The organism is Croceibacterium aestuarii (assembly GCF_030657335.1).
GTDB lineage: Bacteria > Pseudomonadota > Alphaproteobacteria > Sphingomonadales > Sphingomonadaceae > Croceibacterium_B > Croceibacterium_B aestuarii.
In genome coordinates, this window is sequence record NZ_CP131039.1 from 3,037,127 (window position 1) to 3,052,411 (window position 15,285).

Sequence of the window (15,285 nt, forward strand, 5' to 3'; positions counted from 1 at the left end):
CAACCCGGTACTCGCGCCGTTCATCTACCTTGTGTATGGGCGGCGCCGTGCTGCCGGACCGGATTGCCTCCCTCATCCAGACCGACCGTGGTCGCCGCATTGCCGGCGTCACCGTTACGCTGGCGATCGAGGCGGTGCTGCTGCTGGCGTTGTTGACGCTGGGCAGCGGCATTTCGATGACGACGACGACGCTACAGAACATCGTCTCTTTCGACGCCAAGGACTACAGCAAGCCGGCACCGAATCCCGAACCCTCGCCGCGCCCGGCGACGCAGCCGCGCATCCAGCCGCAACCCATAACCCCGCCGGCGGCGCAGCCCACTCCGGCGCCCGCCGCGGTCATCCCGGTCAATCCGACGCCGGCCCCCGTGGTCCAGCCCGAGCGGCCGATCGGGCCGCGCCCGATCACCGCGCCGCCTCCGGGCGCCAAGCTTTACGGCCCCGCCGCTCCCAACCGGCAGGCGGATTCGCAGCGAGTCGGGACCGCGGCCAACGGCCAGCCGCTCTATGCAGCGACATGGTACCGCCGCCCGACCGACAAGGAGCTTCTCGGCTACCTGTCAACCGCGACGGCGGGGTATGCGATCATCGAGTGCCGCACGGTCCCCGATTTCCGCGTCGACGATTGCGTGCTCGACACCGAGTCCCCGGCCGGATCGGGAATGGGCCGGGCGGTGCTCTCCGCCGCCTGGCAGTTCCGCGTCCGTCCGCCGATGATCGGCGGCCAGTACCAGGTCGGCGCGCAGGTCCGGATCCTGATTTCCTACGACATCCAGCGCAACCGCTTCGAGTACTGAGGGCTATTCGCCCGAGGCACTGGTAACCGCGCCGAAGATCGCATCGAGGCGGCCGAGCAGTTCGGACGGCAGCGACGCGGCGAGGATCGCGGCGATGTTTTCCTCGAGGTGCGCCGCGCTGCCGGTGCCGGTGAGCACGACGTGCGCGCCGGGTTCGTGGCGGCAGAAGCGATATGCCGCCTCGACCTGGCTCTTCACGCCCGGTGCGGCGCGCAGGAACCCGAGCGGGTCTTGCCGGTCGACCAGCTCCGGATCGATCTCGCCGCGTTCGACCAGCTCGGCCACCGCCTCGGCGGCGTTGGCCACCGAATTGAGCCCGCGGCGCACGGCGAACATGATCAGCGTGCCGATGTCGTGGGCGATGGTCAGCGGAAAGACCGTGCGGCGTGCACCGGGGTTGAGGATGTTGAAACCGGTCATGACCACGTCGAAATCGTCCGTCGGCACCGCCTGCTGCAGCATCGCATGGCCGGTGTCGTAGCGGAACACTTCGGTCACGCCGACGAAGCGCACTTTGCCCAGCTCCTGCTGGCGGCGCAGCTCGGGGACGATCACCTCGCGGGCATAAGGGAGCTGCTCTGCCGATACACCGTGGAGGTGGAACAGGTCGACATAGTCGGTGCCGAGCTTGCGCAGGCTTTCTTCGAGGCTGGCGGTGAACTCGGCGGGGCGGAGATAGTCCGGGTTGTCCTGCGACTGTCCCCGGCCGACCGACGACTTGGTCGAGAGGAACAGCTTGCTGCGGTCATGCCCGGCAATCCCCAGCCCGACCGCCTCCTCGGTGCCATAGCTGTGCGCGGTGTCGATGAAGGTCACGCCGAGGTCGATCGCCCGCCGGACGATATCGGCCGCCTCGTCGCTGCTCGCCCCGCGCGCCATGCCGAGCCGGCTGTGGCCGCCGCAGCCCAACCCCGCTACGGAGACCCGGGCTTCGGTGCGGCCAAGACGGACGGTTTGCATCGGCTAGCCGGTCACTCCACCAGCATCAGCGCGTCGAGCGCGGCGACGCCTTCTCCCTTGGGGTGGATGATCACCGGGTTGAGGTCGATCTCGCGAATGCGCGGATTGCCGGTCATCACCCGGCCGATCTGGACGATCAGCTCGGCCAGGGCATCGACGTCGAGCGCCGGGGCGCCGCGCCAACCCTTGAGGATCGGCGCCTGCTTGAGTTCGAGCAGTCCTGCCTTGACCTGTTCGACGCCGAGGTCGGGGGTGAACAGCTTGACGTCCTTGAGGATTTCCGCGGTCACCCCGCCGAAGCCGGCGAGCACGACGGGGCCCCATTCGGGGTCCGATTTGGCGCCAACGATCATCTCGGTGCCCATCTTGCCCATCTTCTCGATGAGCACGCCGTCGAGCGCGATGCTCTCGTCGTAATTGGCGACGTTCTGGTACATGCGGATAAAGGCGGCGCGTACCTCGTCGGCCGTCTTCAGGTTGAGAATAACCCCGCCCGCGTCCGACTTGTGGCCGAGCGCAGCGGCCTGCGCCTTCATCACCACCGGATAGCCAATGGCTTCGGCGGCGGCCACGGCATCTTCCTCGTTCCCGGCGAAGCGGCTTTCGGGAAAGGCGATGCCGAGCGGCCCGAGCAAGGCCTTGGCCTTGTACTCCGGGACCACGCCCGAGACCGTCTCCAGCCCCTCGATCACGAGCGGTTCGCCCGAGCGGTCGGTCAGGTCGCGCTTGGCGAGATCGGCGAGGCGAGCGATGGCGCGATAGGCGCGCTCGGTGCTCGGGAACCACGGGATGCCCACATCGTGCAGCCCCTCGATGTATTCCTTGGGCACGTTCGCGCCCTCGTCGACGCCGGCGAAGACCAGCGGCTTGGAAAAGGTCCCGTCTTCGAGCACCTTGATGATCGCCGGGAACTTGATCTTCGAGGTGATCGGATCCGACTGGATGATTGAGGCGACCACGCAGCCGACCCGTTCGTCCTCGAGCAGCGCGGTCAGCACCTTGGTGTAGATCTCCGGCTCCGACAGGCCCAGCGCGGTGATGTCGGTCGGGTTCGAGACGGGGACGAAGTCGGGCAGGATGCCGCGCAGCACGGGCGAATTGTCGTCGTCCAGGTGGAGCAGGTCGAGACCAATGTCCTCGGCGAGATCGAAGGCGAGGCCGCGCAGCGCGCCGCTCTCGCCCAGCACCACCATGTTGGCGCCCGGCAGCGCCTTGCAGCGCAGGGCGATCTCGGTGATGTCGGCCAGTTCCTCCAGCGTATCGGCGAAGATCACGCCTTCGCGCGCCAGCTTGGCCTTCATCAGCTGATAGTCGCCGGCCATCGCCCCGGTGTGGGTGGCGGCGGATTCCTGCGCCTTGTTGCTCTTGCCCGGGTGCAGCATGACGATCGGCTTGCCGGCTTTGCGCGCACGCCGCGCGGCGGCGACGAAGGCCTTGGGGCGGCGCAGGCTCTCGACATACATGGCGATGACGTGGGTGTCCTCGTCGTCGACCAGCCACTCGACATAGTCCTCGACGCCCGAGGCCGCTTCGTTGCCGGTCGATACCGAGGTCGAGACGTAGAGACCGCGCGGATGCAGCGCGGTCGCCAGCACCGCCGCGAGCGCGCCCGACTGGCTGGCGATGCCGACCGCGCGCGTCCCCTTGGGCGGGGTCTGCATGTTGGTCTCGACGAAGGTCAGCGGAACCCGGGCGACGTAGTTGGTGCAGCCGAGGCAGTTCGGCCCCTCGATGACCATGCCGTGCTCGGCGGCGATGCGGCCGAGCTCGAGCTGGTCCTTCATCCCTTCCTCGCCGGCCTCGGAGAAGCCGGCCGAGTAGATCACCACCGCGCCGCAACCCTTGGCGGCGAGGCCGCGCACGGTGTCGATCACGAACGGGCGCGGAATGGCCAGGACGGCGCAGTCGACGCCTTCGGGCAATTCGTCGACCGAATGATAGACCTTGAGCCCCTGCAGCTCGTCGCGCTTGGGATTGACCGGGTAAATCTCGCCGTCGAACTCGTACTGGACGAGATTGTTGAGCAGCGTCGCGCCGAGCGCCCCGTGGCGGTCGGAAGCGCCGATCACGGCCACGGACCGGGGCCGCAGCAACCGGTCGATCTGCGCGTTGGTGAAGCGGCGGGTGTCGGTCATTGGGAAATCTCTCTCCGGAAGCAGCGCGAATTCCTAGCCAGCATTCCCTCGCTCGTCATCCCCGCGGTTGCGAAGCACTGCCGGAGGCAGAGCGCGGGGATCCAGCGCGGCGTCGCGCGGCCGGACCGGATTCCCGCCTTCGCGGGAATGACGAGGATTCCGGGTTCGCCCCCTAGTTGTCCTGCAGCTTGCTCTTGTCGAACGCTCCGAGGCCGGGCTTGAAGCTCTTTTCGTCAAGGAACTGCTTGGTCGCTTCCTTGCGCGCCTCGAGCCCGCCGAACTGGTTGAGCGCCTCCTGCGCGCGGATCAGGTAGTCCTCGGCATTGTCGTAGGTCATCTCGCGCACCCGGCGCACCGCCCACTTGGTCGCGCGCAGCGCCTGGCTGTCCTTCTTCTTGAGCACGTCGGCGACTTCCTGGACGCGGTCCTTGAGCTTGTCGGCGGGGAGCGATTCGTTGACCATGCCCTTCTCGGCGGCCTGCTTGCCGGTCAAGTTCTCGCCCATCATCGCGTGGTACATCGCGTCGCGGAAGCCCATCAGCTCGGCCGCGACCTTCGAGGCGCCGCCGCCGGGCAGGATCGCCCAGTTGATTTCCGACAGGCCGAACTGCGCATCGTCGGAGCAGAAGGCGAGGTCGCAGGCGAACAGCGGGCCATAGGCGCCGCCGAAGCACCAGCCGTTGATCATCGCCACGGTCGGCTTCTCGTACCAGCGCAGCCGCTCCCACCACGAATAGGCTTCGCGCTGCGACTTGCGGATGGCGTGGAGGCCCTCGGCCTCGGTCATGCGGAAGTATTCGAGCAGGTCCATGCCCGCCGACCACGAACTGCCCTCGCCGCTGAGCACGAGCACCTGCACGTCGTCGCGGAACTCGAGCTCGGTCAGCACCTTGAGCATCTGCCGGTTGAGTTTGGGGCTCATGCAGTTGCGCTTGTCGGGACGGTTGAAATAGACCCAGGCGACGCCCTCGACGATGTCGTAGCGGACGGTTTCTTCCTCGGGGCGGGGATCGGGTTGGCTCGGCATCGCCATGATGTATTTTCTCCAAATCGCGCGAATCGCAGGTAGGCGCTTATCGCAATTGCTATTGCCGATAGCCATCTGCTTTGTTATCGGCAATAGCATTCTTATGGAAGACCCGCTCGCCTCCCTCCCCGGCTACGCGCTGCGCCGGGCCGCGAACGCCACCGGGGCGGAGCTGGCCGCGCGGCTTGCCCCGTTGGACTTGCGCCAGTCGGACGTTTCGCTGCTGCTGCTGGTCGAGGCCAATCCCGGCGCCATCGCCAGCGCCATTGGCCGCCAGCTCGACATCCAGCGCGCCAACATGGTCCCGCTGCTCAAGCGCCTCGAAGACGCCGGACTGATCGAGCGCGAGGCGATCGACGGCAAGTCGATGGGGCTCGAGCTGACCGCCAAGGGCCGCCGCCAGCTCGCCGCGGCGCGCAGCGTGGTCGAAGCGTTCGAAGCCGAGCTGATCGCCCGCGTGCCCGAAGACCACCGCCCCCACCTGCTCCCCGCGCTCAACGCCATCTGGCGCTAGGCGCCGCGCTTCTCTAGTCTCCCCGCCGAGCGAGAGAGGAGCCCGCGAATGCACGAGCATGCCGTCCACCCCGTCCCCCAGTGGTGGGCCGAGAACGCCCTGATCGGCGCCGACGAATACGCGGTGAAGTACCGCGCCTCGGTGGCGGACCCGGACGACTTCTGGCGCGGCGAGGCGCAGCGGCTCGACTGGATCAGGCCGTTCTCCAAGGTCAAGGACACCTCGTTCGACAAGGACGACTTCCGCATCCGCTGGTTCGAGGACGGCACGCTCAACCTCGCCGCCAACTGCCTCGACCGCCACCTGCCCGCAAAGGCGGACGACACCGCGATCCTGTGGGAGCCCGACGATCCTTCGCAGCCCGGCCGCACCATCACCTACGGCGAACTGCACCGCGACGTCTGCACCTTCGCCAACGCCCTGCGCGCCGACGGCGTGAAGCGCGGCGACCGGGTGACGATCTACCTGCCGATGGTGCCCGAGGCGGCCGTCGCCATGCTCGCCTGCGCGCGGATCGGCGCGGTGCACTCGATCGTCTTCGCCGGCTTCAGCCCCGACGCGCTCGCCGGGCGCATCTCAGACTGCGCGAGCGACATCGTCCTCACCGCCGACGAGGGCCTGCGCGGCGGCAAGACCATCCCGCTCAAGGCCAATGTCGACGCCGCCTGCGAAAAGGCCGCGGTCCGCCGCGTGGTCATGCTGCGCCGCACCGGCGCCGATGTGCCGATGGCCGAGGGCCGCGACGTCGATTGGGCGGACTACGTCGCCGGCCAGGGCGCCGAGTGCGAGCCGGAGGAGATGAACGCCGAGGACCCGCTGTTCATCCTCTATACCAGCGGCAGCACCGGCCAGCCCAAGGGCGTGCTCCACACCACCGGCGGCTACGGCGTGTGGGTGGCGATGACTCACGAATACACCTTCGATTACCGCCCCGGCGAGGTGTTCTGGTGCGCCGCCGACATCGGCTGGGTCACCGGGCACAGCTATGTCGTCTACGGCCCGCTGGCCAACGGGGCGACGACGCTGATGTTCGAAGGCGTGCCCAACTACCCCGACTTCAGCCGCTTCTGGCAGATCGTCGACAAGTACCGGGTCGCCACCTTCTACGCCGCCCCCACCGCGCTGCGCGCGCTGATGCGCGAGGGCGACGCGTGGGTGAACAAGACCAGCCGCCAGAGCCTGCGCCTGCTCGGCAGCGTCGGCGAGCCGATCAATCCCGAGGCGTGGGAGTGGTACTACAACGTCGTGGGCGACGGCCGCTGCCCGATCGTCGACACCTGGTGGCAGACCGAGACCGGCGGGCACATGATCACCCCCCTGCCCGGCGCCACCCCGCTCAAGCCCGGCAGCGCGACGAAGCCGATGTTCGGCGTCCAGCCCGCGCTGGTCGATCCGGCCGACGGCCACCTGCTCGAAGGCGCCGCCGAAGGCGCGCTGGTCATCACCGACTCCTGGCCCGGCCAGATGCGCACCGTCTACGGCGACCACGAGCGCTTCTTCCAGACCTACTTCAGCCAGTACCCGGGATACTACTTCACCGGCGACGGCTGCCGCCGCGACGCCGACGGCTACTACTGGATCACCGGGCGGATCGACGACGTCATCAACGTCTCCGGCCACCGCATGGGCACCGCCGAGGTCGAAAGCGCGCTGGTCGAGCACGACGCGGTCTCCGAAGCCGCCGTGGTCGGCATGCCGCACGACGTGAAGGGCCAGGGCATCTACGCCTACGTCACCACGATGGAGGGCGTCGAGGACACCGAGGACCTGCGCCGGGAGCTGGTCCAGTGGGTCCGCAAGGAAATCGGCCCCATCGCCACCCCCGACGTCATCCAGTTCGCCCCCTCGCTGCCCAAGACCCGCTCGGGCAAGATCATGCGGCGCATTCTGCGCAAGATTGCGGAGAACGACGTCGGGAATTTGGGCGATACCAGCACCCTCGCGGACCCGGGGGTTGTGGAGGATTTGGTGAAGGGGCGGCCGGGGGGCTGAAATGTCGAACTCTGCTGCGTCTCCCGAAGACGATCCCAGATGTTATTGCTTCGAGAACAGCGAGGCTGAGGAGGCCATCGAAAAATCCATCGCTGTCCTCGTCGGTAAGATGCAAGAAAAGTCGCGACTGACGTTTATGAACGAGCACAACGTCCTTCGCCTGAACCACGGCGCAAATTGGGAGCATGCTGCGAGGGAACCGGACCCCGATATTACAATGCATACGATTTCAGCAGAGTGGGTCATTCCCTTCAAGGACATTGCGGAAAACGACCTCGGTTTAATCGCTCGCACCATCCTCCCCATGAATGAGGAAATGCAAAGGCAGTTTGCCCAAAGCATTTATGGTGCGGTTGGGGCAGCCGCCGAAAAGGTTGGAAACGTCGTCGATGCGCGAGATGCTGGCTCGTTCGCGCAGTCGATGTTGGAAATGTTGAAGAAGATCGAGCTCGGCGTTGATCGTGACGGGACCGTCAGCATGCCGCAGATCCATGTGGGTCCCGAAACGTTCGAACGCATCACTAAAGAACTCGAAAATGTGCCTGCTGAACTTGAGGCTGAGATCGAACGGGTCAAAGCTGAGAAAATCCAAGCGGCGTTGGAACGAGAAGCCGATCGTAAAGCGAAATTTAAGCGAGTCCCGTCGTGAGCGGCAGAGCCCTACTAGCGATTGGTTGTGACACATACGATCTCTTGCCGGTGCTAACCGGCGCTGAGACTGACGCAAAAGTTATCTTTGAAACGCTCATGGAGCCGCAGATCGGCGACTATGATCAAGCTCGCTCTGGTTTGTTGTTGTCACCAACCCTGCTTGAGGTCCGTGACGCGCTCACGACCGTGCTGTTCAGTGAAGAGCCCTTGGACACTTTAACGATTGCGTTCGCAGGACACGGTGCAGTGAGTGCGGGCAGTTTCTACATGGCCACCCGGGATTCACGATTGGAGGCCTTGTCTGCCACCGCGCTTCCGCTTGCAGACCTATTCCGCATGATTGCGGAAGCCGCGCCTAAGCAGACCTATCTCTTCATCGACGCCTGCCAGTCGGGTGCACTGATTTCGGACCTCAATGTCATTCTGAAATCGGAGGTGATGGGCGAATTTGGATCGCCAGGACTCACCCTGCTTGCAACGGCGGCATCCAATGAAGTTGCCACCGAAGTAGGGGGGCACGGCATTGGCACCACCGCACTGCTCGATTGCATTCGCGGCGACACCTTCATTCAAGACAGCAATCCTGCATTGGACCTTGTAGAAATTGGAAGGGCGGTCTCAGAGCGAGTCAGTGCCGTCGAACAGCAAACGCCCGTCGTTTGGGGCCTCAATCTCTATGGTCCGTCGAGCTTCTGTCGGAACCCCCACGCACAAAATGGAAACGCGCCGCTGCGAAGTGTTCTCGCGGGTTGGCCGGATGTCGGGACGGCTCCCGCCATTCGGGCGAGTCTGCGGCAACTATGGGAGCCATACATAACAATTCCCAATCGTTGGAACGCTCGCGTTTTCGTCGACCGTGTTGCGTCCTTGTTGGGCGAGGTCCGGACCGATCCCGCCGCACTGATAAACATGGCGCACCGGATCAGTGAGGCTTGCAGTGCGCAGGCCGATGACTCACGGGACCGCTTTCGCCGAGTCGAAGTCAAAGCTGCATGCTCAGTAGCGATGCTGCCATTTGCCGCCGACGCCCGAATAGCAGCACATCTAGAGTCGGAATGTACTGAGATTTCGGTTCTTGTTGAGGACGCAATTGACCACGTTGTAGAGGCAATCAAGAAATACGAATACGCTTTGGTGACGGGGGGAATGGGCGATCTCTATTACCTCCCGATCAGACTAACAAAGTTGCTTGGCTGGGCCGGTTTTACCGTGCACTCGCGGCTGGCGCTTGAAAGGGATTCTGGGATAGCCGCGACGAAGTTGGCCGAACTATTCGCTCGTATCTCAAAGACCTACTCGCTCTCTCTCGTGGCAATGAGCGACAGCCAGTCGCCTTACGTAATCTCTGCGCTAACGGCGCTAGCTCGTGTTGGCCTTAATGAGGAAGGCGAACAGTTGCTCGGGCACATGTTTTCATCGAGTGTGAATTGCGGCGGACGCGTCGCGCGCGGGGATATCGATCCTTCGAAAGTTCTCGGTTATCTCGTCGCGCGCTATAATGGGCAGCTAAAACCTAGCACGGAAATGGTGGCACAGCCCACTGAGCTAGTGCTTGCCTTGCTACGCGCATCGCGACTCTTTGATCTAACCGACGAATTCGACGCCGCATTGGATCAACTCGATCATCTGGCCCTGAACGCCTATCTTCCGGAGGATTACACTGAGTTCGGTGCCGAACAAATTCCCGGCGGCAGGAATGCAGTGTTTCAAGTGGGTCATGATGTTTGGAGCGTCTCTGATCTTGAGTCCGTTTGGCCGAATTTCCCATCGCCGGAGGATGGCGGGCCGAGGTTGGCCGCGTTGTTAGCAAGCCTCCTATTTCCGGACCGCTCGCCTTGGTTCCTCTTGCCCGTGCCTTTGCTAATCGAAGGCAATAGAAATATTCCTGAGCAACATTAGCAGACTTGGCCATCATCAGGGTCTACGAAAACAACTTTCCTACACACCCCCAAATCTGCTTCATCCTGCCGGATGACGCCCGCCTCGCCTTCCCCGCGCCGCCCCTACCGCCGCCTGCGCGTGCCCGCCTTCTACCCCGTCCCGGTCCGCACCCGCCGCGATGGCTGGACCATCGAGCGGCAGGCCGATTTCCTCGGGCTGCTGGCCGAGACCGGCTCGGTGATCGGGGCGTGCGAGGCCGTGGGGATGAGCCGCAAGAGCGCCTATCGCCTGCGCGCCCTCCCCGGCGCCGAGAGCTTCGCGGCGGCGTGGGACGCGGCGCTCGGGATGCCCTCGCGGAAGGTAACAGCTCCGCCGCGCGATTTTCTGGGCTGTAACCCGCTCGTCCACCTGGTCATGTTCCGCGGCCGCTACCGCGGCGCCTGGCGCCACGCGGCGAACGGCGCGCTGCTGCACCACGTCCGGCAGCCGCGCGGGGCCGGAGAGGAGCGACTGCCTGTCGCGCGGATGGTGACATAAGTCCGGCCCGTCCGCCGCCGGCGCCCGGCGCCACCCCCCGGGCCCCGGCGGCGCGGCGCACCCGGCGGCGAGCATGACCTTCGAAGACCCTCCCCACCGCCCGCCCAAGGCGTTTGACCGTTGCAAAATGCTTCGCAAACAGGGCATAGCGGGACTCGTCGTCCGGAGAGGGAAAACTGGTCATGCGCAAACAGTCTCGGCTGGTCCGATACACACGCCTCGCTGCGGCCTGCATGCTGCTCGCCGCGGGTGCGGGCGCCGCCGCGCAGGATCACGCCGATCACGCCAAGATGGCGATGGACGCGCCCACCCCGGGTGCGATTGCGCGGACGGTCAAGTGGTCGGACCCCGCGGCATGGCCCTCGGGCAAGGTGCCCGCCGCCGGCGAGGCGGTGACCATCCCGCGCGGCACCGAGGTCGTCCTCGACGTCAGCCCCCCGGCGCTGCGCAGCGTGACCGTGCAGGGCAAGCTGACCTTCGCCGACACCCGCGACTTGTCGCTCGCCACCGACTGGATCTACCTGCCCGGCGGCGCGCTGCAGATCGGCACCGAGGCCAGGCCCTTCGCCCACAAGGCGACGATCACCCTGACCGACACCGTGCCCGGCGAAGACATCAACACCATGGGCGACCGCGGCATCATGCTGATCAACGGTACGCTCGAGCTGCACGGCAATCGGAGCCATAGCTGGACCAAGCTCGCCGCCACCGCCGAGAAGGGCGCGCGGCAGATCGAGGTGCTCGACGCGAGCGAGTGGCAGGCCGGCGACGAGATCGTCCTCGCCTCGACCGACTTCAACCCGCGCCAGGCCGAGCGGCGGACCATCACCGCGGTCAACGGCAACACGCTCAGCTTCGCGCAGCCGCTCGACTACATGCACTTCGGCGAGGTCACCTACGGCGTCGACGAGCGCGGCGAGGTCGGTCTGCTGACGCGCAACATCAAGGTCGAGGCGTCGGGCGATGCCGAGCAGAGCTACTTCGGCGGCCACATCATGGCCATGCCCGGCTCGACCGTCCATGCCGAGGGCATCGAGCTGAACCGCATGGGCCAGCACCTGCACCTCGCCCGCTATCCGATGCACTTCCACCTCGTCGGCGCAGGCGCCGGAATGTACATCAGGAACGCCGCGATCCACGACAGCTACAACCGCTGCGTGACCGTGCACGGCACCCACGACGTCGAGGTCGAGAACAACGTCGCCTACAACACGGTGGGCCACTGCTTCTTCATGGAAGACGGCATCGAGCACGGCAACCGGTTCGTCCACAACCTGGCGATCCAGACCAAGTGCCATCCGACGCTGGACTGCGTGCCCACCAACCTCGCCGCCAACGGCGAGAAGCCCGCGCTCGCCGCCGACCGCGCGGCCTACGCGAAGGCCAGCTTCCACGGCGGCAACACCCTGCTGCCGTCGGACAACACGGCGGCCTCGTTCTGGATCACCAACCCGGACAACACCTATATCGACAATGTCGCGGCCGGCTCCGACCAGGTCGGGTTCTGGCTGTCGATACCGCAGCACCCCAACGGCGCCTTCCTGGGTACGGAGGTTTCCGCCAGGACCTGGCCGCGCCGCACGCCGCTGCGCGAGTTCAGGGGCAACACCGCGCATTCGAACTTCGACGGGTTCCTGATCGACCGGCACATCGACGAGGACAACACTTTCGGGCTGGCCTCGCTTCCGCTCATCCCGCTGAAGGATCCCACCGATCTGGAAAGCGAGGTGATGGAAACGCACTTCGTCGACCTGACCGCCTACAAGAACCGCAACGGCGGTCTCTGGGGCCGCGGCGACATGTACGTCTACAGCAACATGAAACTCGCCGACAACGCCATCGGCATGACCCAGGCCGCGGGCGATATCGGCAGCCTGCCGTTCAGCTCGCGCCTGGTGAACTCGCTGGTGGTGGGGGAGAGCGACAATATCGGCAACCCCACGACGCCCGAGGAAATCGCCATCGGCCGGAGCCTGCCCAAGACGAAGATCCCCGACTTCCCGATCCGCGGCTACGAATACTACGACTACCGCGACGATGTGGTGAACACCACGTTCGTGAACTTCCGGGACAACGATCTGCGCAAGACGGGCGCGCTGTCCTTCCTGCTCTACACCAGCGCCGGGCTGAGCACCGGAAGCACGATCAGCGGGGCGAAGTTCGTCAACGCCAAGCCGGTCTATTTCCCCAAATACGACAAGCGCTTCGACAACGACAACCGCGGCGGAGACGAATACCGGACGCTGTCGATCCACGACGTCGACGGGTCGGTGACCGGCATTCCCGATTCCCAGATCGTGCTCGCCGACGGCGAGAACGACAGCGTCGTCATCGACGACACCTGCGAAATGCATCCGAGCTGGAACGCCGCCGTGTGCACGGGCGACGTCGGCCGCCTCAACCTGTCCGACGCGAGGGGAGAATTTCCCGCCGCGGTCGATCTGGAATCCCGGACCGCCCGGTTCGCCCTCATCGCCTCGATCGGCCCGAACGCGCCCGACACGCCGCTCGTCAAGGCCCAGCGGGCTGCGCTGTTCTCCCGCCGTCCTCCGCAGGCGCCCATCGCGCTCGTTCGCGGCGGCAGGGAATTCAAGGTCAACGGCGACCAGAGCACCGTGCGCGCCGGCAGCGAGATCGAGGTCAAGACCGAGAGACCCAAAGTCACGCTCAGCCTGGCCGAAATGGACGCCGGCTCGTGGGTCATGTTCCAGCTTCCGGGCTTTACCGAGGCGGCCTCCGGCAAGGAACAGGCGAGCATGGAGGCCCTGCGCAAGGCGAACGAGACGTCCTATTACCGCGACGGCGACGATCTCTGGGTCAAACTGGTCGCCGCGCCGCCGGTCAGGCCCGTTATCCGTCCAACCGATCTGCAGGCCAGCATCACGGTCAGCCGGGAGGGCCTCGGCGGCTGACGGTTCCCGCAAGGCGGCGGCGGCTCTCTGCACAGGCTCGAAGGACCCGCATCGATGATCACCATCTACCACGCGCCGAACTCGCGATCCCTGCGGGTCCTCTGGCTGATGGAGGAGCTGGGCGAGGATTACCGCCTCGAGACGGTGACCTTCCCCGTCCCGCCCGAATACCTCGCGGTCAACCCGGCCGGGTGCGTCCCGGCGATCTCCGACGATGGCATCGCGATGTTCGAATCCATCGCCATCCTGCAATACCTGACAGGGCGGCTGCTGGTGGCGGGCGATGCGCAGGCGGCGGCGCTGACGGTCGGCCCGCGGCCCGATCCGGCGGCCTATGCCGAGCACCTGCAGTTCCTCCACTTCGGCGAATCCGACCTGACTGTGCCGGTCGGCGTGCTCTACAACGCCCGCCGGCGGGGCGCGCCCGACCACCCCGTCCTGCAGTTTGTCCGGGAGCGGCTGGCGAAGCGGCTGGCATTCCTCGACGATCACCTCGCCGACGAGCGCGAGTGGGTGACCGGAGAACACTTCACGATCGCCGACATCTCGCTCGGCTATGCCCTGTTCCTCGTCGGCCACTCCGGCATCGACGTTGAGCTGCCCGGAAAGGTCGCGGCCTATTGGCGGCGGCTGCAGGAGCGCCCGGCCTGGCAGCGGGCCAAGGCGCGCTAGGCACGATACCAATTGCCACAATTGCCCGGGTAGCGGCGCGCGCCGAATTGGCTATGGTCGTCTTCCGAGGGGATTCTCCGTGGGGACGGGGAACAGATGGGGAGAGACACCGATGAAGCTTCCGATCCACGCCGCGCTGGCCTGCCTGGCGCTCGGCCTGGCCGCGCCCGCCGCCGCCGACGAACCGCCGGGCGGCGTGCCGCTGGCGAAGCACGAATGCCAGCGGGCCTGCCTCGAAGGCTACATGAACAAGTACCTGCAGGCGATGGTCGACCAGAAGGTCGGCGACGACCTCTTCGCCCGCTCGGTCCGCTTCACCGAGAACGGGGTCGAGCTGCCGCTCGGCAACGAAGGGCTGTGGGCGACCGCCAGCGGGCTCGGCACTTACAAGTTCTACGTGCCCGATCCCGAGACGCAGATGATCACCTTCATGGGCACGATGATGGAGCAGGCCTCGTCGAGCGCCGCCGGGGCCGCGCGCGCTCCCGAGCCGGTCGGCATCGACGTCCGGCTGCGGATTGACGATGCCGGCAAGATCAGCGAGGTCGAGCAGATCGTCGCCCGGCCCGACCGTCCGCTGGGCGGCGCCGCGGCGGGCGGCGACGGAACTCCCTTCGGCGCCACGGGCGCAGCGGTCGAGAAGATGGGTAGCCCCAGTCCGATCTTCCTCGAGACCGTTCCCGAAAGCGAGCGGATGAGCCGCGCCGACCTGATCGCGGTCGCCAACCAGTATTTCGAAGGCATGCAGCGCAACGACGGCAAGGGGTATTATCCCTTCACCGACGACTGCCTACGGCGCGAGAACGGCATGCTCGCCGCCGCGCCCGGCGGGCAGCCCGGCATGCGCGGCAACCCGGTGATGACCTGCAAGGGCCAGTTCGAAACCGCGCTCAAGGGCGTGGTCACCGGCATCCGCGACCGCCGCTTCGTCGCGGTCGATCGCGAGCGCGGGCTAGTCTATTCGTTCGCCTTCTTCGACCACCGCCCGATCAACTGGACCTGGCAATTGGGCGAGCTGTTCAAGATCGAGAACAACAAGATCCGCCGGATCGAGGCGATCTTCATCCGCGGCCCTTACGGCATGTGCTCGGGCTGGAGCACTTACCAGCAGTGCCGCAGCGAAGAGATCCAGGACGTGAGGTAAGTCATTGTTTTCATCGTCATGCTGAACCCGTTTCAGCATCCATCGTGCCCCACCGGCAGACCT

The 15,285-nt window shown here is 65.8% G+C and carries 12 protein-coding genes; 9 read left to right on the plus strand and 3 right to left on the minus strand.

Features of this window, described 5'->3' with window-relative positions; translation table 11 throughout:
- Window positions 1-35 precede the first annotated feature (35 nt).
- Window positions 36-797, plus strand: a complete 762-nt coding sequence (locus Q7I88_RS15070; protein WP_305096723.1) for a hypothetical protein — start codon at window positions 36-38, stop codon at window positions 795-797.
- Window positions 798-800: 3 nt separating this feature from the next.
- On the opposite strand, the gene Q7I88_RS15075 is transcribed toward Q7I88_RS15070, so the two are convergent.
- The 3 genes from Q7I88_RS15075 to Q7I88_RS15085 form a co-directional block, all read right to left on the minus strand.
- Entirely contained in the window at window positions 801-1,757 is a 957-nt protein-coding gene (locus tag Q7I88_RS15075; RefSeq protein ID WP_305096724.1) for an aldo/keto reductase, read from the minus strand.
- Window positions 1,758-1,768: 11 nt separating this feature from the next.
- The gene (locus Q7I88_RS15080) at window positions 1,769-3,892 is read right to left on the minus strand and encodes an acetate--CoA ligase family protein (RefSeq protein ID WP_305096725.1); all 2,124 of its coding nucleotides are present in this window, start codon (window positions 3,890-3,892) and stop codon (window positions 1,769-1,771) included.
- A 172-nt stretch (window positions 3,893-4,064) separates the two neighbouring features.
- Complete coding sequence (locus Q7I88_RS15085; protein WP_305096726.1) at window positions 4,065-4,925, minus strand: p-hydroxycinnamoyl CoA hydratase/lyase; 861 nt, start codon at window positions 4,923-4,925, stop codon at window positions 4,065-4,067.
- 97 nt (window positions 4,926-5,022) lie between these two features.
- On the opposite strand from Q7I88_RS15085, the gene Q7I88_RS15090 reads away from it, so the two are divergent.
- The 8 genes from Q7I88_RS15090 to Q7I88_RS15125 all read left to right on the plus strand — a co-directional run bounded on the left by Q7I88_RS15090 (window position 5,023) and on the right by Q7I88_RS15125 (window position 15,222).
- Entirely contained in the window at window positions 5,023-5,433 is a 411-nt protein-coding gene (locus Q7I88_RS15090) for a MarR family winged helix-turn-helix transcriptional regulator (RefSeq protein ID WP_305096727.1), read from the plus strand.
- 48 nt (window positions 5,434-5,481) lie between these two features.
- Entirely contained in the window at window positions 5,482-7,425 is a 1,944-nt protein-coding gene (gene acs, locus Q7I88_RS15095; RefSeq protein ID WP_305096728.1) for an acetate--CoA ligase, read from the plus strand.
- Window position 7,426: 1 nt separating this feature from the next.
- Complete coding sequence (locus tag Q7I88_RS15100) at window positions 7,427-8,074, plus strand: hypothetical protein (RefSeq protein WP_305096729.1); 648 nt, start codon at window positions 7,427-7,429, stop codon at window positions 8,072-8,074.
- Window positions 8,075-8,172: 98 nt separating this feature from the next.
- Entirely contained in the window at window positions 8,173-9,975 is a 1,803-nt protein-coding gene (locus tag Q7I88_RS15105; protein WP_369426070.1) for a caspase family protein, read from the plus strand.
- A 72-nt stretch (window positions 9,976-10,047) separates the two neighbouring features.
- The gene (locus tag Q7I88_RS15110) at window positions 10,048-10,494 is read left to right on the plus strand and encodes a hypothetical protein (protein ID WP_305096731.1); all 447 of its coding nucleotides are present in this window, start codon (window positions 10,048-10,050) and stop codon (window positions 10,492-10,494) included.
- Between the two features lie 182 nt (window positions 10,495-10,676).
- Complete coding sequence (locus Q7I88_RS15115; RefSeq protein WP_305096732.1) at window positions 10,677-13,406, plus strand: G8 domain-containing protein; 2,730 nt, start codon at window positions 10,677-10,679, stop codon at window positions 13,404-13,406.
- Window positions 13,407-13,460: 54 nt separating this feature from the next.
- Window positions 13,461-14,078, plus strand: a complete 618-nt coding sequence (locus Q7I88_RS15120; protein ID WP_305096733.1) for a glutathione S-transferase family protein — start codon at window positions 13,461-13,463, stop codon at window positions 14,076-14,078.
- A gap of 112 nt (window positions 14,079-14,190) precedes the next feature.
- Window positions 14,191-15,222, plus strand: a complete 1,032-nt coding sequence (locus Q7I88_RS15125; protein WP_305096734.1) for a DUF8021 domain-containing protein — start codon at window positions 14,191-14,193, stop codon at window positions 15,220-15,222.
- The last annotated feature ends 63 nt before the right edge of the window (window positions 15,223-15,285 follow it).